At 34.1% G+C, this 20,571-nt stretch carries 14 protein-coding genes; 8 read left to right on the top strand and 6 right to left on the bottom strand.

The window, feature by feature from the left end; genetic code table 11:
• Positions 1-172: 172 nt before the first annotated feature.
• The gene (locus NQQ59_RS13615) at positions 173-976 is read right to left on the bottom strand and encodes an SDR family oxidoreductase (RefSeq protein ID WP_144215880.1); all 804 of its coding nucleotides are present in this window, start codon (positions 974-976) and stop codon (positions 173-175) included.
• A gap of 541 nt (positions 977-1,517) precedes the next feature.
• Between NQQ59_RS13615 and dnaE the strand changes: the two genes are divergently transcribed.
• Both dnaE and NQQ59_RS13605 read left to right on the top strand, forming a co-directional pair.
• Positions 1,518-6,053 carry a DNA polymerase III subunit alpha gene (dnaE, locus tag NQQ59_RS13610; protein ID WP_144215878.1) on the top strand — a complete coding sequence of 1,512 codons (4,536 nt, stop codon included), beginning with the start codon at positions 1,518-1,520 and terminating at the stop codon, positions 6,051-6,053.
• A 179-nt stretch (positions 6,054-6,232) separates the two neighbouring features.
• On the top strand, positions 6,233-7,207 hold the full coding sequence (locus NQQ59_RS13605; protein WP_144215876.1) for an outer membrane beta-barrel protein: 975 nt from the start codon (positions 6,233-6,235) through the stop codon (positions 7,205-7,207).
• A gap of 110 nt (positions 7,208-7,317) precedes the next feature.
• Here the strand turns inward: NQQ59_RS13605 and NQQ59_RS13600 are convergent, their stop codons facing one another.
• The 3 genes from NQQ59_RS13600 to NQQ59_RS13590 form a co-directional block, all read right to left on the bottom strand.
• On the bottom strand, positions 7,318-8,310 hold the full coding sequence (locus NQQ59_RS13600; protein WP_144215874.1) for a Gfo/Idh/MocA family protein: 993 nt from the start codon (positions 8,308-8,310) through the stop codon (positions 7,318-7,320).
• A gap of 295 nt (positions 8,311-8,605) precedes the next feature.
• Complete coding sequence (locus NQQ59_RS13595) at positions 8,606-10,714, bottom strand: prolyl oligopeptidase family serine peptidase (protein WP_144215872.1); 2,109 nt, start codon at positions 10,712-10,714, stop codon at positions 8,606-8,608.
• A 153-nt stretch (positions 10,715-10,867) separates the two neighbouring features.
• Positions 10,868-13,075, bottom strand: a complete 2,208-nt coding sequence (locus NQQ59_RS13590) for a TonB-dependent receptor (protein ID WP_144215870.1) — start codon at positions 13,073-13,075, stop codon at positions 10,868-10,870.
• A gap of 268 nt (positions 13,076-13,343) precedes the next feature.
• Here NQQ59_RS13590 and NQQ59_RS13585 point away from each other — a divergent pair, with 268 nt between their 5' ends.
• Positions 13,344-13,562 (top strand): hypothetical protein, encoded by a 219-nt coding sequence (locus NQQ59_RS13585; RefSeq protein ID WP_186296596.1) that lies wholly within the window; start codon positions 13,344-13,346, stop codon positions 13,560-13,562.
• 252 nt (positions 13,563-13,814) lie between these two features.
• Positions 13,815-14,519 carry a porin family protein gene (locus NQQ59_RS13580; RefSeq protein ID WP_144215866.1) on the top strand — a complete coding sequence of 235 codons (705 nt, stop codon included), beginning with the start codon at positions 13,815-13,817 and terminating at the stop codon, positions 14,517-14,519.
• Here the strand turns inward: NQQ59_RS13580 and NQQ59_RS13575 are convergent.
• The gene (locus NQQ59_RS13575; RefSeq protein WP_257698306.1) at positions 14,514-15,119 is read right to left on the bottom strand and encodes a hypothetical protein; all 606 of its coding nucleotides are present in this window, start codon (positions 15,117-15,119) and stop codon (positions 14,514-14,516) included. The genes NQQ59_RS13580 and NQQ59_RS13575 overlap by 6 nt on opposite strands.
• Before the next feature lie 245 nt (positions 15,120-15,364).
• On the opposite strand from NQQ59_RS13575, the gene NQQ59_RS13570 reads away from it, so the two are divergent.
• The 4 genes from NQQ59_RS13570 to NQQ59_RS13555 all read left to right on the top strand — a co-directional run bounded on the left by NQQ59_RS13570 (position 15,365) and on the right by NQQ59_RS13555 (position 20,157).
• Positions 15,365-17,824: a bifunctional UDP-N-acetylmuramoyl-tripeptide:D-alanyl-D-alanine ligase/alanine racemase gene (locus tag NQQ59_RS13570; protein ID WP_257698301.1), complete on the top strand. Its 2,460-nt coding sequence runs from the start codon at positions 15,365-15,367 to the stop codon at positions 17,822-17,824.
• Between the two features lie 68 nt (positions 17,825-17,892).
• Positions 17,893-18,273: a large conductance mechanosensitive channel protein MscL gene (gene mscL, locus NQQ59_RS13565; protein ID WP_091490638.1), complete on the top strand. Its 381-nt coding sequence runs from the start codon at positions 17,893-17,895 to the stop codon at positions 18,271-18,273.
• A 175-nt stretch (positions 18,274-18,448) separates the two neighbouring features.
• Positions 18,449-19,438 carry an aspartate-semialdehyde dehydrogenase gene (locus NQQ59_RS13560; protein WP_144215862.1) on the top strand — a complete coding sequence of 330 codons (990 nt, stop codon included), beginning with the start codon at positions 18,449-18,451 and terminating at the stop codon, positions 19,436-19,438.
• Between the two features lie 224 nt (positions 19,439-19,662).
• Positions 19,663-20,157, top strand: coding sequence for a YcxB family protein (locus tag NQQ59_RS13555; protein ID WP_144215860.1), 495 nt, complete (start codon positions 19,663-19,665; stop codon positions 20,155-20,157).
• 74 nt (positions 20,158-20,231) lie between these two features.
• Here NQQ59_RS13555 and NQQ59_RS13550 read toward each other — a convergent pair whose 3' ends face one another.
• Positions 20,232-20,549 carry a 2Fe-2S iron-sulfur cluster-binding family protein gene (locus tag NQQ59_RS13550; protein ID WP_091490641.1) on the bottom strand — a complete coding sequence of 106 codons (318 nt, stop codon included), beginning with the start codon at positions 20,547-20,549 and terminating at the stop codon, positions 20,232-20,234.
• Positions 20,550-20,571 lie beyond the last annotated feature (22 nt).

Genomic DNA, 20,571 nt, shown 5'->3' with positions numbered 1-20,571 from the left:
TTTATTATTGAGAAGCTGAGCTCCAGCGGAGCGTAATATTCTTTACAATTCGAGAGTATTACGCTCCGCTGGAGCTCTTGTGCATCTGCGCGATTGAATTTCTATAAATATTTGCTCCGCTGGAGCCTACTAAAAAATGTTTTAAGCTTTTAGATAGTCTCATCAGGATTTATTATGCTCCCAAAAACTGTTTTCCAAATTCGGTACGGAAAGCTTCAGCTCCTAATTCTATTCTTTGTTTGTAAAGCGCTTTTGCATCTTCTCCAGCTACATATCGTAATTGGTTTTTACCATCTGTAGCTGCTTCATAAACTACCTCGGCAATTTGTTCTGGAGTTGAAGCCATCTCAAACATAGCGCCAACATTTGCAAACATGCTATTGGTCATCGCTTCGTATTCAGGTCGCGCTCCTGTGTCAAGAGAACCGTGAAGGAATTCTGTTTTAATTCCTCCTGGAGAAACCGTTTTAATATGAACCCCAAACGGATTTAATTCGTAAGCCATACTTTCGCTCCAGCCTTCTAATCCCCATTTTGTCGCGTGATATATTGAACCTAAAGGAAAAGCGATTAATCCGCCAATAGAAGTTGTTGAAATAAATAAACCGCTTTTTCTTTCTCTGAAATAAGGAACAAAAGCATTTGTAACACGAATAACTCCCAATAAATTAGTGTTCAGTTGTTTCGTAATTTGATCATCTGAAAGACTTTCTAATGGACCAATTAAGCCATAACCAGCATTATTAAAAACGATGTCAATGTCTCTTAATTCCAATGCTTTTTTTACTGTAGTTTGAATTTGATCAAAATTGGTAACGTCTAATGGTAAAAGCGTTACATTTTTTAATTGAGAAAGTTCTGTCTCTTTTTCAGGTGTTCTCATGGTTGCGATTACGTTCCATCCTTTTTCGTGGAATAATTTTGCTGTTGCTTTTCCTAAACCTGATGATGCGCCTGTGATAAAAATTGTTTTCATGATTATTGATTTTTTAATTGTTATAATTTGATGAAGCAAAGTTCAGGATACATCACAGCTTAAAAGTGTTCATTTTGGAGCAATGAGTGTTCAAAATGAATAATAGATGTTTTTGATAATGAAAATGCTTTGGGTGTAGTTGTTTTTAATACATAGAAACATAGATTTAGAAATCTTAAGAAGGCGTTTCACTTATTTAAATACACATAGATATAGGGTTGAATTTTTAAGAATTGCTTTTGACAGATTTTATTTGAAGCATTAAAAACATATAGCTATGTGTTAAAAATCTAGATTTTTTTCAAACTTCTTTTTACAAAAACCAGATCTATGTCTCTATGTGTTTAAATTTTTAAGAATTGCATTTAACAGGTCTCCTTTAATGCTTTTGTTAACAACTTTCGTTTCATTATTTCTCCAAAAAAAGCGTAAATTTGAACTTCCTCCATAATTTATAAGACCATTTTTTACATTCCATATAATCAAGTATTTATATTGGAAAAGATTGGGATTTGGAGTTTAATTTTTGTATTTTCACTATATGTATTTAATATTCGATACCGAAACAACCGGATTACCAAAACGCTGGGATGCTCCAATAACTGACTCTGATAACTGGCCTCGCTGTATACAGATCGCTTGGCAGCTTCATGACGAAATGGGACAGCTTATCGAACATCAGGATTATTTGGTAAAACCAGAAGGATTTAATATTCCGTATGATGCTGAGCGTATTCACGGAATCTCTACTGAATTGGCTGAAGCAGATGGAATCACTTTGGCCGAAGTTTTAGAGAAATTCAATATTGCCTTAAGCAAAACAAAATTTATTGTCGGTCAGAATTTAGGATTCGACGTTAATATTATGGGTGCCGAATTCCATAGAATGGGAGTAGAATCTCAAATGAGTTCAATGCCTGTTTTGGATACCTGTACCGAAGTTACCGCATCGTTATTACAGCTTCCTGGAGGTCGTGGAGGGAAATTCAAACTTCCAACTTTGACCGAATTACACAGTTATCTTTTCGACCAGCCTTTTGCGGAAGCACACAACGCAACTGCCGACGTTGAGGCAACTACGCGTTGTTTCCTGGAATTGGTTAGAAGAGAAGTTTTTACCAAAGAAGAATTAGATGTTCCAAAAGAATATTTTAGAGAATTTCAAGAAAGAAATGCGGAGCCATTCAAGTTAATTGGTTTAAAACATATCAACTTAAAAGCGGCTTCTGATAAAATCAGAGAACAGCTTAAAGCTCTTGCTGGAGAAGGTCAGCAAACTGTTGTTTCAGAAGAAGATAAAGCTGATTTTAAAGCAGCAAAATTTGCGCATTTACACAATCATACCCAGTTTTCGGTTTTGCAATCGACTATTGGAGTTGGAAATATTGTGGCAGCTTCCGCTAAAAACGGAATGCCAGCTGTGGCTATGACAGACACAGGAAACATGATGGGAGCTTTCCATTTTGTGAGTGCCGTTATGAACCATAATAAAGCGGCTTCTGGAAAAAACAAAGCTTTAGTCGAAGCAGGTGAAGAACCAACCGAAACAGAGGTGAAACCTATTGTGGGTTGTGAATTTAATATTTGCGAAAATCACTTAGATAAAAGCAAAAAAGACAACGGTTATCAAGTTGTTTTAATGGCTAAAAATAAAGCTGGTTATCATAACTTGGCTAAAATGGCTTCGATTGCCTATACAGACGGATTTTATTATGTTCCGAGAATTGACAGAAAAATAGTTGAGCAATACAAAGGCGATATCATGGTTTTGTCTGGGAATTTATATGGAGAAATTCCGAGTAAAATCTTGAACATTGGAGAAAACCAAGCAGAAGAAGCTTTAATTTGGTGGAAGGAGCAATTTGGCGAAGATTTCTATCTGGAAGTAATGCGCCATAATCAGGAAGATGAAAATCGTGTGAACAAAACCTTGATTGAGTTCTCTCAAAAGCACAATGTCAAATTAATTGCGACCAACAACACTTATTATTTAAATAAAGAAGATGCCAATGCACACGACATTTTATTGTGTGTAAAAGACGGAGAAAAGCAGGCAACGCCAATTGGTCGTGGTCGTGGTTACCGTTACGGACTTCCAAATCAGGAATACTATTTCAAGTCGCAAGACGAGATGAAAAAGCTTTTTGCCGATTTGCCAGAAGCGATTATCAATATTCAGGAAATTATCGATAAGGTTGAAGGATATTCGCTTTATCGTGATGTATTGCTTCCGAAATTCGAAATTCCAGACGAATTTATGGTGCCCGAAGATGAAGAAGATGGTGGTGTTCGTGGAGAAAATAAATACTTGCGCCATCTTACTATGGAAGGTGCAAAAAGAAGATATGGCGAAATTACCGAATCGATTCAAGAACGTTTGGATTTTGAATTGATGACGATTTCGAATTCAGGATATCCAGGTTATTTCTTGATTGTACAGGATTTCATCGCCGAAGCTAGAAATATGGACGTTTCGGTAGGACCTGGGCGTGGTTCTGCAGCCGGATCTGCGGTTGCGTACTGTCTTGGAATTACCAATATTGACCCAATTAAATATGACTTACTTTTTGAGCGTTTCCTAAATCCTGACCGTGTATCGATGCCCGATATTGATATCGACTTTGATGACGAGGGTCGTGGACGTGTAATGGATTATGTAATCAACAAATACGGTCAAAAACAGGTGGCACAGATTATCACTTATGGTAAAATGGCGACCAAATCGGCGATTCGTGATACGGCTCGTGTACTAGATTTACCCTTATTTGAAGCCGATAGAATTGCGAAATTGATTCCGGGAATGATGCCGTCAAAATGGAATTTGGCGCGTTTTATTTCGGAGAGTGAAGAGGAAGTTAAAAAAGCACTTCGTTCGGACGAATTTGATAATGTAAAAGAATTAATCGCAATTGCCAATGAAGATGATTTGGCAGGAGAAACCATTCAGCAGGCAAAAATCCTTGAAGGATCGATGCGTAACACGGGAATTCACGCCTGTGGGGTAATCATTACACCTTCGGATATTACGAATTACGTTCCGGTTACGACAGCAAAAGATTCCGATTTATATGTAACGCAGTTCGATAACTCGGTTGCAGAAAGTGCAGGATTGCTGAAAATGGACTTCTTGGGTTTGAAGACCCTTACGCTGATAAAAGATACCGTAAAACTGGTAAAATACAGAACAGGAATCGAGCTAAATCCAGATACTTTTCCAATTGATGATGAAGAAACGTATGCGCTTTTCCAAAGAGGTGAAACTGTTGGAATCTTCCAATATGAGTCACCTGGGATGCAGAAATACATGAAAGATCTGAAACCAACGGTGTTTGGAGATTTAATTGCCATGAATGCCTTGTATCGTCCGGGACCTTTGGAGTATATTCCGTCTTTCGTTCGAAGAAAAAATGGTGACGAGGAAATCAAATACGATTTAGATGCCTGTGCCGAATATTTATCAGAAACCTACGGAATTACAGTTTACCAAGAGCAGGTAATGCTTTTGTCTCAGTCTTTGGCAGGATTTACAAAGGGTGAGGCCGACGTCTTGCGTAAAGCGATGGGTAAGAAACAAAAAGACGTACTAGATAAAATGAAACCGAAGTTTGTGGAGCAAGCGGCAGCAAAAGGTCACGACGCCAAAGTTCTAGAGAAAATCTGGAAAGACTGGGAGGCCTTTGCGAGTTACGCCTTCAACAAATCGCACTCGACTTGTTATGCGTGGATTGCGTATCAAACTGCTTATTTGAAAGCGCATTATCCTGCGGAATATATGGCGGCGGTACTTTCGAATAACATGAACGATATCAAACAAGTTTCGTTTTTCATGGAAGAATGTAAACGTATGGGATTACAAGTTCTTGGTCCAGACGTAAATGAATCGTACTATAAATTTACCGTAAACGATGATTATGCGGTTCGTTTCGGAATGGGAGCGATTAAAGGAGTAGGTTCTGGAGCTGTAGAAACGATTGTAGAAAACAGAAAAGATGGAAGATATAAATCGATTTTTGATTTAGCGAAACGAATTGATTTACGTGCTGCCAACAAAAAAGCGATTGAAAATTTAGCATTAGCCGGAGGTTTTGACTCTTTTGAAGGGACAACCAGAGCACAATATTTCCATGATGAAGGTGATGGAATTACGTTCTATGAAAAAGCAATGCGTTATGGATCGAAGTTTCAGGAAAATGAAAACTCTTCGCAAGTAAGTTTATTCGGAGAAGCTAGTGAAGTACAAATTGATGAACCAGTTGTACCGCCATGTGAAGACTGGAGTACAATGGAAAAACTGGCAAAAGAAAAAGAGGTTGTTGGAATTTATATTTCAGGACATCCACTTGATGATTTTAGATTTGAGATGAAATACTTCTGTAATGCCCGATTGGAAGCATTAAAGAGCATGAATGAATATGTTGGAAAGAATTTACATTTCGCCGGAATTATCAATAACGTTCAGCATCGTGTAGCCAAAAACGGAAAAGGCTGGGCAGCATTCAACTTAGAAGGTTATGATGAAAGTTACGAGTTTAAGATTTTTGGTGAAGAATATTTAAAATTCCGCCATTTCTTGATTCAGAACAATTTTGCTTTTTTGAAAATATTGATCAAAGACGGATGGGTAAACCACGATACAGGGAAAAAATCAGATCCTAGAATGCAGTTTGTGGAGATTCGACAATTGCAGGATATTCTGGAAGCTTTCGCTAAAAAACTAATCGTTTTACTGAATATTAAAGATCTTCATCCTGAATTTATTCATAAGTTAAGTCATTTATTTGCTGAAAACAAAGGAGAGAATGCTGTGACTTTTGAAATCATGGAATTAGAAAAAATAAAAAAATTGGTTGAGGTAGAAACGCCAACAGATTTTGAAACTGAAGATGCCGTTTTTGAAAGTGAAAATGAGAATGAAGATGCCGCACTTGAGGATACAAAGATCCAAGAGGTAAATGAAGTTGAAGAAATTAAAGTAGTAACTAAACTTACGATGCCAAGTCGCCGTTTAAAAGTTAGGATTTCAGCCGAGTTATTGCAGGAATTGGAAAAAATGCAAATTAATTTTAAATTAAACTAAAATTTTAACTGTTAAAATTCAAACAGATGTTAAAATCTTTATGTTAAAAAATATGCACGCATAATAGTTTTTTAGTAATATTGTTCAAAATTACAACGATTTCGTTCCAAGTCTAACCTTACAAACTGTAAGAATATGTTAATATAATCTAAGTTTGTATAAATCAATAAATGAGAATTATGAAAAAGAACCTATTTTTATTAGGATTATTAGTTTGCTCAATGACCACAATAGCGCAAACAGAGAAAGCAGACAAGCCAGAAAGCTGGTATTTTAAATTAGGAGGGTCGTATTTCAACCAAACAGCTTCAACAGAATTTCCTGAAGTAGGAGGACAAGCTCCTAATAGAGATATTTATTCAGGTACTTTAACTAACAATAAATTGGTTTCAAGAGAAAGTATAACGGGATCATTTGGACAAGGTTTTAGAAGTGGTATTACAGCAGGTTACCGTTTTTCTACACGTTTAGGGGTTGAAATGTCTGCAAATTATTACATAAGTAATAGTAAGACAATGGCTCAAACAGTAGATAGACTTTATGGATATGATGCTGCTAATAATGTCGCTACATATATTAGTTTTACTGCTGATGGACAGATTAAAGCATTTGATTTAGCGCCTTCTATTGTAATGTTTTTAGGAGAAGCTCATGGTTTTGAGCCATATACTAAAGTTGGAGTTATTGTTCCAGTTCACGGAACATTAGATATTAAAACAGATAGAGAACTTACATCTTATGTTGGTAATAATGTAGTGCAAACAAATAATATTTATTCTAAAGATGTAGTAAAACCAAACCCAACAATTGGATTTATGGCAGCATTAGGAACATCTTATAAATTAGGAAAACACATTTCCGCTTTTGCAGAGTTAGAATACCGCAACTTTACTGTTCACGGAAAATCTAAAGAAACAACAGAATATACGGTAAACGGACAAGATGCTTTAGCAACTAGAAATACATCACAGAGATATACAAACTATCATAAAAAATTAGATGCAAATTCTAACAATGCATTATTTAATCCAAATACAGCTACTCCTACAGATCTAACAGATACTACGAGACCTAATGAAAAAATGGACGAATTAAGTTCATACGTTGGAATCTCTGGTTTAGGATTAACTTTAGGAATCAAATACAGCCTATAATTTTATTCCGTTATTATAGTTTTATAAAAAGAGGATATTCGAAAGAATATCCTCTTTTTTATGAGTAGTTTTTGTGATTTCTCGTTTCTCGAAATGGCAAAAAATGGCACTTATTTCGAAGCCTCTCTAAATTCCTTCAAAACCTGATCAATAACCCAAGTTGTTCTGGCGCCAGAAGTTCCTTTAGATGGGGAAGTTCCATTACCCAAAAGATCAGCCATAACAGTTTCAATAAATGGCTGCTGGATATGAAGCGGGTTTTCTATTGCAATACTTTCCTTTTCTCCATTTGCATATTGAATCTGCAGCGGATCATTTCCAAAAGTCGAAAAAGAAATTTTTCCTTTATCTCCAACGATTTCAGTATTATCATAACGTTCGTAACTTGCAAAATTCCAGACTCCAGAACCGTGGACTCCGTTTTCAAATAAGAAAGACATCGAAACGGCATCTTCTGCAGGATAAGCCATTAATTGCGAAGTCGCATGCCCGCGAACAGATTTTATCGGACCTAAAACAAAATCCAGAAAATCTAGAGTGTGACAAGCTAAATCGACAAAAATTCCACCTCCAGAAATATGAGGCAAAACAGTCCAAGGAAGGTTGATTTCGTCATCATAACGTTGCTCAAAAGGGTGATATAAAACACAATTTACATGTCTAATGGTTCCTAATTTTCCTTGATCTATAATTTCTTTTATTTTTAAGAATCGCGGTAAAGCTCTTCTGTAATAGGCAACAAATAAAGGAACGTTGTGTTCTTTACAAACGCTGATCATTTCGTTGCATTCTTCAAAAGTCAAAGCCATTGGTTTTTCAACATAAACTGGTTTTCCAGCTTTGGCACATAAAATAGTATATTCTTTATGAGAAGATGGAGGAGTAGCAATATAAACAGCATCAACTTCTGGATCATTTATTAAATCTTCAGCTTTTGAATACCATTTCGGAACGTTGTGTCGTTTGGCGTAATCTTCAGCTAGTGCTGCATCTCTTCGCATAACGGCAACTAAAGCTGAGTTTGGAGCTTTCTGAAAAGCTGGGCCGCTTTTGACTTCGGTTACATTTCCACAGCCAATAATTCCCCATTTTATAATTTCCATTGTTTAAGTTTTTAGTTTCTCAAATTTAAAAAAGGTTTGCCACGAATTACACTAATTTCCTTGAATTCTTTTTTTTATTTGCCACAGATTAAAGGATTTTCACAGATTGTTAAAGAAAAAAATAAACATTAAAATCATTTTAATCCTTTTAATCTGTGGCAAAACATAAGCACAATATAAAATTTTCAAAAATTTAAATTAGTGGGAATTAGTGTAATTCGTGGCAAAAAAATTAGCCACGATTCAGAAAATAATTCGTGAATTCGTGGCTAAAAAAAAAATTAAGCTTAAAGTCTTACTTTTTAGGCAAAGCTTTAAAGCCCATATTATAAAGTGTAAAAGCTTGAATGTCTACATTCTCTTGAATGGTAGCCGCAACAGATTTTCCTGCTCCGTGCCCTGCTTTAACATCAATTCGAATTAAAACTGGATTTTCACCCGTTTGTTTTTCCTGTAATTCAGAAGCAAATTTGAAACTGTGTGCCGGAACAACACGATCATCATGGTCTCCTGTTGTTACCATTGTAGCAGGATAATGTGTTCCTTTTTTAACGTTGTGAACTGGAGAATATCCTTTTAAATATTCGAACATTTCTTTGTTGTCCTGAGCGGTTCCGTAATCAAAAGCCCAACCTGCACCAGCTGTAAAAGCATTGTAACGAAGCATATCCATAACTCCAACTGCTGGTAAAGCGACTTTCATTAAGTCTGGACGTTGTGTCATTGTAGCACCAACTAATAAACCTCCGTTCGATCCTCCGCGAATCGCTAAATAATCAGGTGAGGTATATTTTTGAGCAATTAGATATTCTGCAGCAGCGATAAAATCGTCAAATACATTTTGTTTCTGCAATTTCGTTCCTGCATCATGCCATTTTTTTCCATATTCACCACCACCTCTTAAGTTGGCAACTGCATAAACTCCGCCATTTTCCATCCAAACAGCATTTGCAATACTGAAACTTGGTGTCAAACTAACATTAAATCCGCCATAACCGTAAAGGATTGTTGGGTTTTTACCGTCTAATTTTGTTCCTTTTTTATACGTAATAATCATCGGAACTTTTGTACCATCTTTTGAAGTGTAGAAAACTTGTTTTGACTCGTAATCTTCGCTTTTGAAATCTACTTTAGGTTTCTGATAAATCTCAGATTTTCCAGATTTTGGTTCAAAAGAATAAATACTACCCGGAGTTGTGTAATTTGCAAAGCTATAGTATAGAATCTTTTCTTCTTTTTTACCTCCAAATCCGCCTGCAGTTCCAACTGCTGGAAGTTTGATTTCACGAATTAATTTTCCGTTGTAATCATACTGTTGTACAAATGAAACAGCGTCTTTAGTATAATTAGCAAAGAAATATCCTGCACCTGTTGAAGGTGATAAAATATTGTTGGTTTCTTTAATGAAATCTTTCCAGTTTTCTGGTTTCGGATTTGCAGCATCGACCGTAACAACGCGTTTGTTTGGCGCATTAAAATCGGTTTCGATGAATAATTTGCTTCCTTCGTTTTCAATAATACTGTTGTCGCTATTGAAATTGTCTACAATCGTTACAATTGGACTGTTAGGTTTCGTTAAGTCTTTAATGTACAATTCGTTTCCATAAGTAGAATTAGCAGCTGTAATTACCAAGTAACGATTGTCTTCTGTTACATAACCTCCAACGTATCTTCTTTTTTTATCGGCACCAAAAATTACTTTATCCTCTTTTTGGGAAGTTCCTAGTTTATGGAAATAGAGTTTGTGCTGATCGGTTAGAGCAGACAATTCACTTCCTTTTGGTTTGTCGTAACTTGAATAATAGAAACCTTCATTTCCATACCAAGAAACGCCACTGAACTTTACATCAACCAATGTGTCTTCTAAAACTTTTTTAGAAACAGCATCAATAATAATTACTTTTCTCCAGTCGCTTCCACCTTCAGAAATTGAATAAGCGGCTTTGTTTCCATCTTTAGAGAAATTCAATCCTCCAAGTGAAGTTGTTCCGTCTTTTGAAAAAGTATTTGGATCTAAGAAAACTTCTTCTTTTCCGTTTAAATCTTTTCTGTAAACAACAGATTGATTTTGAAGTCCGTTGTTTTTAGAATAATACGTAAATTTTCCTTCTTTAAATGGAGCACCGATTTTCTCGTAGTTCCACAATTTTTCCATTCGTTTTTTTAATTCTTCACGAAACGGAATTTTATCTAAGTAACCGTAAGTTACTTCATTCTCAGCTTTTACCCATGCACCGGTTTCAGCAGATTTATCATCTTCTAACCAACGGTAAGGATCACTTACTTTGGTATCAAAATAAACATCAACAGTTTCGCCTTTTTTAGTTTGCGGATATTGAATTTTGCCTTGTCCAAATGAGATTCCTGCAGTTGTAATAGCCATTAATAAAAATGTTTTTTTCATAGTTAGTTTTTATCTGTTGTAACAAAAATAGTCTTTTTTGTTTAAAAAAATAAAGTAAGAAAAACTTTCTAATTGTTAAAAAAAATAACCATATAAGTTACATAAATTCATTTAATTTGAAACTACTCTTATATGACTTATATGGTTTAAAAATTAGAGATTAAAATTAACTCCCAAAACGATGTTTCTTCCAATATTAGGAATACCGTCTGTTTTTAATCTCGAAAGATGTGCAATATATTTTTTATCAAAAAGGTTGTTTCCGTTTAGGTTAATATCGAAAGCAGTTTTTCCTAGTTTAACTGTTCCTCCAAAACCTAAATTTACTAAAGTATAACCTTTAGAAGCGGTTTCAAAACCACTCACATTATCTTGAGCAAAAGTGGAAGAAACATTCAAAGAGGCAAAACCTTCGCTTAACCAGTCTTTAATGTTGAATTCAGTTCTTAATGTATTATTCCAGTTGTTTGCTGGAATTAAAGGCAGATAATCTTTGTTTTCTTTTTTACCTGTAACCGTTTCAAAACTAGTTTCAAAATGTAACCAATCTAAAGGATGAGGGTGAAAATGCAGACCAACTTCACCGCCATACAATTGTGCATTATCCTGAATATAAGCAAAAACATCATTGTCGTCTCTAACTTCTCCAGTTGGCGAAGTATAAATGTAGTTGTTTACGTGATTGTAGAATCCGTTTACGAAAAACTCGAAATGAGTGCTTTTGTATTCTAAATTCAAATCAGTCTGAACGTTTTGTTCTGTTTTCAGATTAGCATTTCCAATTTCGTAACGATTTGTTCCTTCGTGAACACCGTTTGAAGTTAATTCAGCTAAGTTTGGAGCTCTAAATCCTGTTGCTACATTCAAACGAATTGTTAACGGATCAGCCAATTTGGTTTTGTAACCTAAAGAAGCATTAAAACTGTCAAAAGATTTGTCAAGAGGCAGAAAATAACCTTCTTCGCCTTCTGTTCCGTGTGCAATTGAAGTAATATTTCTATTATCAAAACGCAATCCAGCCTGAAGAACGCTGTTGTTCCATTCGTAATTTGCTGTTCCAAAAACACCAAAATCGTTAGTTGTTGCATCTGGAATTAAATATTCTTCACCAGAATTTTTATTCGTTTGGTGCATTCCCTGAACACCTACAATAGTTTCGATTTTTCCGAATTTAGGGAAATGATATTTTGCATTATAATTGAAAGTATTCAATTTCATGTGTAAAGAAGCTTCGTTGCTGTCTTCAAACTCGCTTCGATCATTAGAAATATAGCCTAAATCAATGTCTAATTTTGAGTTTTCAAAAAATACAGTATTATTCAAACTCAATAAATGATTGAAAATTCCCTGTCTTGGAAATTGTGTGTCTTTGCTAGAAGATTGTTCTGCAATTCCGTCTTCTGGAATTCCGATATCCAATTTGTTGTAGTTATATCTTAAAACACTTGAGAAAGTTGAATTACTGTATCCAATTCCTGTTTTAAAATCAGTTTCATTGTAACGTGAATTCGTTACGCGGTCACCATCTGCAATTTTATAATCTGAATGCGTGTTGTAACTTCCACGAGCTAAGAATTTCCAATTTTCTGTAGATGTTTTTAATCCGATAGAAGAATTACTTCCTTGTGTATTGGTGAAATATTTTTGACTGAAGTTAGCTTTAAAATCGCCAGCATCAGCAAATTTTTCTGGATTAAAATATAAAACTCCTCCCAAAGCATCAGAACCGTATAATAAAGATGCTGGACCTTTAATTACTTCTACGCTTTCAATTCCGGCATCATTTAAACCTAAACCATGTTCGTCTCCAAACTGTTGATTTTCGATACGAACACCTTGAGAATATACCAAAACACGATTTCCACTAAGTCCACGAATTACAGGTTTTCCGATAGAAGTTCCAGTTGAAATTTGAGAAACTCCAGGGATTGTAGCCAAACCTTCAATCAAAGTTGAGGTTCCTTTTTGCTGTAATGTTTTGATGCTTTCGTGCTCAATTTTCATTACGTTTTGCGATTGTAATTTGTTGAACGGAGTAGAAACCACCACTTCATCCATTTCTAAAATAGATTCCTCTAGTGTAATGTCTAAAGTATTTTGCTTTAATAATTTTGCTATCGTTTTGTTTTGATTAGCATATCCAACATAGGTAAAAGCAAGTCTAAGACTTCCGTTTGGAAGATTGTTTAGTTCGTATTTTCCATTTGCGTCTGTAGTGGTTCCTTTATGAATCTCAGGTGCATAAACAGAAACGCCAGGCAATGGATTATTTTGATTATCAGTCACAGTACCTGAAACCGAATTTTGAGCAGATAAAATGCCCGAGAACCCTAAAATAAGGGCTAATATGAATTTTTTCATTTGAAAATGATGCTATAGTTAATTTGATTTTTCTTTTAATAAAAAAACAAAACAAACAGCAAAGCATTCTGATCCCAACTTTAAGTCATTAGGATTAGGAAACTCAACGGTTTTTGAATTTTTAATTAAAAGAAATGTGATTTTTTTCGAAATCGAAAATTTAAGAAACTAAAGCTGTGGGAGGTCCCCGCAAGAAATACGAGGTACTTGAAATTGAAAAAATCTTTTCTGAAAAAGGGAAGAAATAAGGAGTTTCGCGATCAAAAGAATGAAACTGAAAAGAGAAATCCTTTGGAATAATAAAGGATTCAAAGACAAAATGACAAACAAAACAAACGTCATAATCATGATGCTGATGCGTTATTTCACCATTTGGATCATTGTAATTATGATGACACTGCTTTTCAGAAAGTTGTTTTACGATGTGCTCATAACTGTGTATCGACTGAAACAATATCGAGAACAATATTGTTACAGCAAAGGATAAACTTAATATGAGCTGCTTTTTCTTCATTATCCTGCAAAGGTATAAAACATAAAAAGAAAATTCATCAATTTTTTGCTTCTGTCGGTCAATTCATTGAAAAAAATGCAACAATTAATTTTATTCGTAAGCAAAATAAGAATATTTGTAGTTCTTAGCGCTGCCTGAAAAAGCATTATATTATATTTGTATATGAAATAAACAGATGTACAAGAACGTTTGTTTAAAACAACCTTTTAAAAACAAACTTACGATATGCGAATTATTTTTAGCTGCCTATTTTTACTCACTTTTTTTAGCTCTTTTGCACAAGAAGCGGTTAAACCTGAGATAAAACCGGTAGTTAAAATAGACTCTTTATATAGAGAAGATCAGTTTTTCTTTTCTATGACCTATAACATGTTTACAGATATTCCAATTAATTTTAAACAGAATAAATTTTCACTTGGACTTTCTGCAGGATTCTTACGCGATATGCCGGTTAACAAATCCAGAACAGTAGCGATTGCGACAGGATTAGGGTTGAGCTATCAAAATTACAATCAGAATTTAAATATTTCTAAAGATGCTGCAGGTGCAATTATATATGGAGTAAATAATTCCAGCGAATTTGCCTCTAATCGTTACAGACAGTATTCTGTAGATCTTCCAATAGAATTCAGATGGAGAAATTCTACTTACGAAAGCACTAAATTTTGGCGTATCTATGGTGGAGTAAAACTGAGTTACATTTTCTCGAGTACTTCTCTTTTAGATGACGGTGAAAATACCTATAGAATTAATAATAACAAGGATATTAATAAATTTCAATACGGGCCTTATTTGGCAGCAGGATACAACACTTGGAATGTATATTTGTATTATGGCCTAAGTCCTTTGTTTAATTCAGCGACGACTTTATCAGGAGAAAAAATCAACATGAAAAGCTTAAATGCCGGATTGATTTTTTACATTTTATAACCACAGGTATAAAAACAATAACTGAGGCATTATTCCAATAAACAAACCAATTAATATTTCTCTTGAAGTATGAGCATTCATTTCTAAACGAGATGAAGCGACAATTCCCGACAACAAAATTAATAATGCCGGCCAATACGGATTATGCATTTGAAGATGAATGTTTAACCCAATTACAAAAATGGCAAAACCGCAAATGGCAACCATATGTAAACTCGCTTTTATTTTGAAAAGTGCAAATACCAAAGCCAGAATAGCACTGAATAATGCGCCTAGAAAAAAGAAGTGAAGTTCAGGATAACGCACAATAACGATACTTCGTTTTACCAGCAAAATATATAAAAAACACTGTAAGATTAGTGGAATTGTACGCTCGGAGGTCTGACTCAGCATAACAGATTTTACGTGTCCTGTAGACTTAAGAAGTAAATAAAATAAAATAGGTACAATCACATTGATCACCAATATCTGAAGCAGGACATAATATTTTTCCTGTGTACCAAAGATATCTCCTTTACAGAATAAATAAAACATTGTAGCATAAAGCGCTATAAAAATCGGATGGAGTATATAGGAGAAAAGCGGAAGTATTTTTTTCAAAACAGGCAATTTTTCGGGTAATAAACAAATATACTCAAATATTATTCTTTGCCACGAATTGCACAAATTTTCTCGAATTTCTTTTATTGGGTTATTCTAATCTATATTTCTAGAAAGTAGAAAAATTAGTGTAATTAGTGAAATTCGTGGCAGACTTTTCTAATCTCTAAGTTTGTTTTTTTTTAAGAAAATCACAACTCTTTTCTATCTTTAATATCTTAATTTTGAAAAAAAGATATTTCTAAATGAGCCTAAATTTAAAAAGCCTGATTTCAGTTCTAAACGCCAAATGGATTGGTTCAGAAACTGATGTTTTTATTGACCATATTTCAATAGACAGCCGTTCACTGCAAAACGGATCTCAAACTTTATTCTTCGCCTTGGCAGGTGTAAATAATGATGCTCATTTATTTATTTCCGATTTAATAGAAAACGGAGTACAGAATTTTGTGGTTCAGTATATTCCGGAAGGTTATGCAGATAAAGCTAATTTCTTAGTTGTCGAAAATACGCTTCAGGCTCTTCAGGAATTTGCTGCCTATTACCGAAATTTATTCCATTTTCCAGTTATCGGACTAACAGGAAGTAACGGCAAAACAATCGTAAAAGAATGGCTTAATTTCTTATTGAGTCCTGATTATAATATTGTTAGAAGTCCAAAAAGTTATAACTCTCAAGTCGGAGTTCCACTTTCGGTGATTTCAATCAACGAAAAACACAATTTAGGGATTTTTGAAGCAGGAATTTCTACAGTCAATGAAATGGCTAAGTTGGAGAAAATCATAAAACCATCTATTGGAGTTTTAACGAGTATTGGTTCTGCTCACGACGAAGGATTCGAAAATTTAGAACAAAAAATCAAAGAAAAATTATTGCTGTTCAAAGATGCTTCAGTAGTGATTTATCAAAAAAATGAAAAAGTTGATCTTTGCTTGAATGAATTGAATCACGCGAATCAAACGTTATTTTCATGGAGTTTTTCAGATCAAAATGCAAATGTTTTTATTTCAAAAAAAGAAAGTAAAAACGATCACATTAATATTGAATATCAATATAACAATGAAAAATTCAGTTTAGAAATTCCGTTTAACGACTCGGCTTCTGTACAAAATGCTATTTCCTGTTTATTGGTTTTGCTGTATTTTAAATACGACCAGAAAGTTATTCAAAGCAGAATTGAGATGCTGTATCCTGTTCGAATGCGTCTCGAAGTTAAAAACGGAATCAATAACTGCAGTATTATAGATGATAGTTACAGCTCTGATTTTCAATCATTAAAAATTGCTTTGGATTTCTTAGAAAGCCAAAAGAAAAAAAGCGCTTCAAAAACAGTAATTCTATCAGATATTTTTCAAAGCGGATTTACAAATGAAGAATTGTATTCTAAAGTAGCACAATTAATTTCAGACAATAAAATAAATCGCTTAATTGGTATTGGAGAAACTATTTCATCTTTTGTTGCTAAATTTCCAAACAGTATAATGTTTCCAAGTACGGCTGATTTTATCGAAGCAGTTGAAAGTTTGAATTTTCAAAATGAAACCATTTTAATAAAGGGAGCAAGGTCTTTTAAATTTGAAGAAATTGTTTCGCTTCTTGAAGAAAAAACACACGAAACAGTTCTGGAAATCAATCTCGATGCTATTAGTCATAATTTCAATTACTTTAAATCTAAATTGGCACCAAATGTCAAGATGATGGTAATGGTAAAGGCTTTTGGGTATGGAAACGGCGGTTTAGAAATTGCAAAATTGCTAGAACATCATAAAGTTGATTATTTAGGAGTGGCTTTCGCCGATGAAGGGATTTCGTTGAAAAATGGTGGAATTAAATTGCCAATTATGGTTTTAAATCCGGAATCTACCAGTTTTCCATCCATCATTCAATATCAGTTAGAACCCGAAATTTATAGCATAAAAGGATTAAATGCCTTTTTGAAAATCGCACGTGAAAAGAACTTAAAAGATTTCCCGATTCATATCAAAATTGATACAGGAATGCATCGTTTAGGTTTTGAAGAAAATACGCTTCAGGAATTAATAGATACCTTGAAAGGAAATTCAACTGTTCGTGTTCAAAGTATTTTATCGCATTTAGCGACAAGCGATGATCCGAAACATTATGACTTTGTAAATAAACAGATTGCATTGTTTGAGAAATTATCTTCGCGATTAATTTCAGAATTGAACATCAATCCGATTCGACATATTTTGAATACTTCTGGAATCAGTAATTTCCCGAATGCCCAATATAATATGGTTCGTTTAGGAATTGGTTTATACGGCGTTTCAAATGATTCTGCAGAACAGAAATATTTAGAAAATGTTGGGACTTTAAAATCCATTATTTCTCAGGTTCGTGTGATTCCTGCTGGTGACAGCGTAGGTTACGGACGCCGTTTTATGGCAGAAAAACAAACTAAAATTGCCACAATCCCGATTGGTTACGCCGACGGAATTTCGAGATTATGGGGAAATGAAGTGGGATTTGTCACGATCAAAAATCAGAAAGCACCAATTGTTGGCAGTGTTTGTATGGACATGCTAATGGTAAATGTTTCAGAAATTGATTGTAAAGAGGGCGATCCTGTAATTATTTTCGGCGAAAGCCCAACGGTAATTGAGATGGCAGTAGCTTTAAAAACAATTCCGTATGAGATAATGACCAGTATTTCGCAGCGAGTAAAACGCGTATTTTTCCGATAGCGTTAAGAACTTTCAATAAAATTACGTATTTTCGATATTCATTTAATGTAAAACTAAACAAATCAGATATGGGATTTTTTTCAGAATTTAAGGCATTTGCAATGAAAGGCAACGTAGTTGACCTTGCTGTTGCAGTAATTATTGGAGCTGCTTTTGGTAAAATTGTAAGTTCATTTATAGAAGATGTAATTACACCTTTAGTGCTAAAACCTGCTTTAGACGCAGCTCATTTATCAAGGATAGAAGATTTGACCGCTTTTGGTGGAGTTAAATATGGTATGTTTCTTTCGGCAGTAATTAATTTTATTATTGTAGCTTTTGTTTTGTTCTTGATCATTAAAGCATTAAACAGTCTTAAAAAGAAAGAAGAACCAGCACCAAATCAGCCTGCAGCACCAACTCAGGAAGAATTGCTTACAGAAATTAGAGATTTATTAAAAAATAAATAAAAATATAATACCGCTACACTAAGTCTAACTTAACCGCCTTCTAAAGAGGCGGTTTTTTTACAAAATGTTTATTTTGTAACATTTTGTTATTTTTTGTGAATCACCTTGTCAAGACTTTTATTATACTTATTTTTGCTTTACAAATTAGATTAATTGATTATTTAAAAATATAAAAATGAGAATTGCAGTTGTAGGTGCTACCGGAATGGTTGGCGAAGTAATGCTTAAAGTTTTAGCGGAAAGAAATTTTCCAGTTACAGAATTAATTCCTGTTGCATCTGAAAGATCAGTAGGAAAAGAAATTGAATACAAAGGAACTAAATATAAAGTAGTTGGTTTACAAACGGCAGTTGATATGAAAGCTGATATTGCTGTTTTCTCAGCTGGTGGAGATACTTCATTAGAATGGGCGCCAAAATTTGCTGCTGCTGGAACAACCGTTATTGACAACTCTTCTGCATGGAGAATGGATCCTACTAAAAAATTAGTAGTTCCAGAAATCAACGCTTCTGTTTTGACTAAAGAAGATAAAATCATTGCAAACCCAAACTGTTCTACAATTCAGATGGTATTAGCTTTGGCTCCTTTGCACAGAAAATATAATATCGAAAGAATTATTGTTTCTACTTACCAGTCGATCACGGGAACTGGAGTAAAAGCAGTAAAACAATTAGAAAACGAATACGCAGGAATTCAAGGTGATATGGCTTATAAATATCCAATTCACAGAAATGCAATTCCACATTGCGATAGTTTTGAGGATAACGGATACACTAAAGAAGAAATGAAATTAGTTCGTGAAACTCAAAAAATCTTAGGTGATAACACGATTAGAGTTACAGCTACTGCAGTTCGTGTCCCAGTTGTAGGTGGACATAGTGAAGCTGTGAATGTGGAGTTCACAAATGATTTTGAAGTGAATGAAGTTCGCGAAATCTTACACAACACTGATGGAGTAGTGGTGCAGGATAATTTAGATACTTTTACCTACCCAATGCCATTATATGCAGAAGGTAAAAATGATGTTTTTGTTGGAAGAATTCGTCGTGACGAAAGTCAGCCAAACACATTAAACATGTGGATTGTTGCTGATAACTTAAGAAAAGGTGCTGCAACAAACACGATTCAAATTGCTGAATATTTAATTCAAGCTGGTTTGGTATAGTCTTAGAGATTAAAGAAAATTGTTATAAAGAGAAAGCCGTAATTGCGAAAGTAATTACGGCTTTTTTGATTCATTAATACATCCTATGATAGTAGTAATAAAACTTTTTATGGTGTTAAAAAGAAACTATTAAAAATACTTTTATAGCTCAATAAATACATTTGTGTGAAATGGAACTGAATTATAGCTTAACAGAAAACGATTATTTACAGCAGCAATTATACTTGGCTTCAAAAAGTAAATTAATAAAGAAACAAAGAAAAACGGGTCGAGTATTAGTTTTGATGATACTGCTATTAATTGGCTTTTTGTTTTATGTAACTAATAATCTCCCGTTGGCCTATTACTTTGCAGGAGCAAGTATTTTTTGTTTTTGTTTTTTCCCTATTTATTTGAAAATATACTACAAAAGAGTTTTTAGGAAATATGTGAAAGAGAATTTTAAAAATAGAATTGGAGTTGCTTCCAAATTGCTTTTTAAAGAAGATGTATTGGAGGCTTTTAGTAAAGATATTGGTAGTTCAGAATTGAATTTTTCTGGATTTGAGAATATCAGTGAAATAAAGGATTATTTTTTTATCGCTTTAAAGACAGGTTTGAGTATTATGATTCCAAAATCTGAAGTTAAAAATATTGAGGCCCTTAGAGATGAGTTAAAAATGATAACTGAAAAAAAAGGAATAAGCTTTATTTCGGAGTTTGATTGGAAATGGAAATAAGTGGTTAAGTCTTGAAAAAAATCACTAGGTATAAAAAAAGCGAGAATTATTTAATTCTCGCTTTTTTTATATTTTTAGTATTCAGGTGCTAATTCTAATTCTAAACCTTCTAAATCTTCAGTAATTGGAATCTGGCATCCTAAACGGCTATTTGATTTAACGTAAAAAGCTTCCGAAAGCATGGCTTCTTCATCGTCTCCCATTTCTGGTAATGCAACATCATTTAGAACATAACACTGACAAGAAGCACACATGGCCATTCCGCCACAAGTTCCTTCAACAGGAAGTTCGTATGCTTTGCATAACTCCATTATGTTCATTGCCATATCAGTTGGAGCCTGTAATTCGTGTATAACTCCTTCTCGATCTTTAATCTTTATTAATACATCCATTTTAAATTATTGGAATTTTATT

Source organism: Flavobacterium panacis (genome assembly GCF_024649945.1).
In the GTDB taxonomy this organism is placed as follows: domain Bacteria; phylum Bacteroidota; class Bacteroidia; order Flavobacteriales; family Flavobacteriaceae; genus Flavobacterium; species Flavobacterium panacis.
The sequence above is the reverse complement of the archived record's forward strand: the minus strand, read 5'-3'. Positions and strand labels throughout refer to the sequence as shown.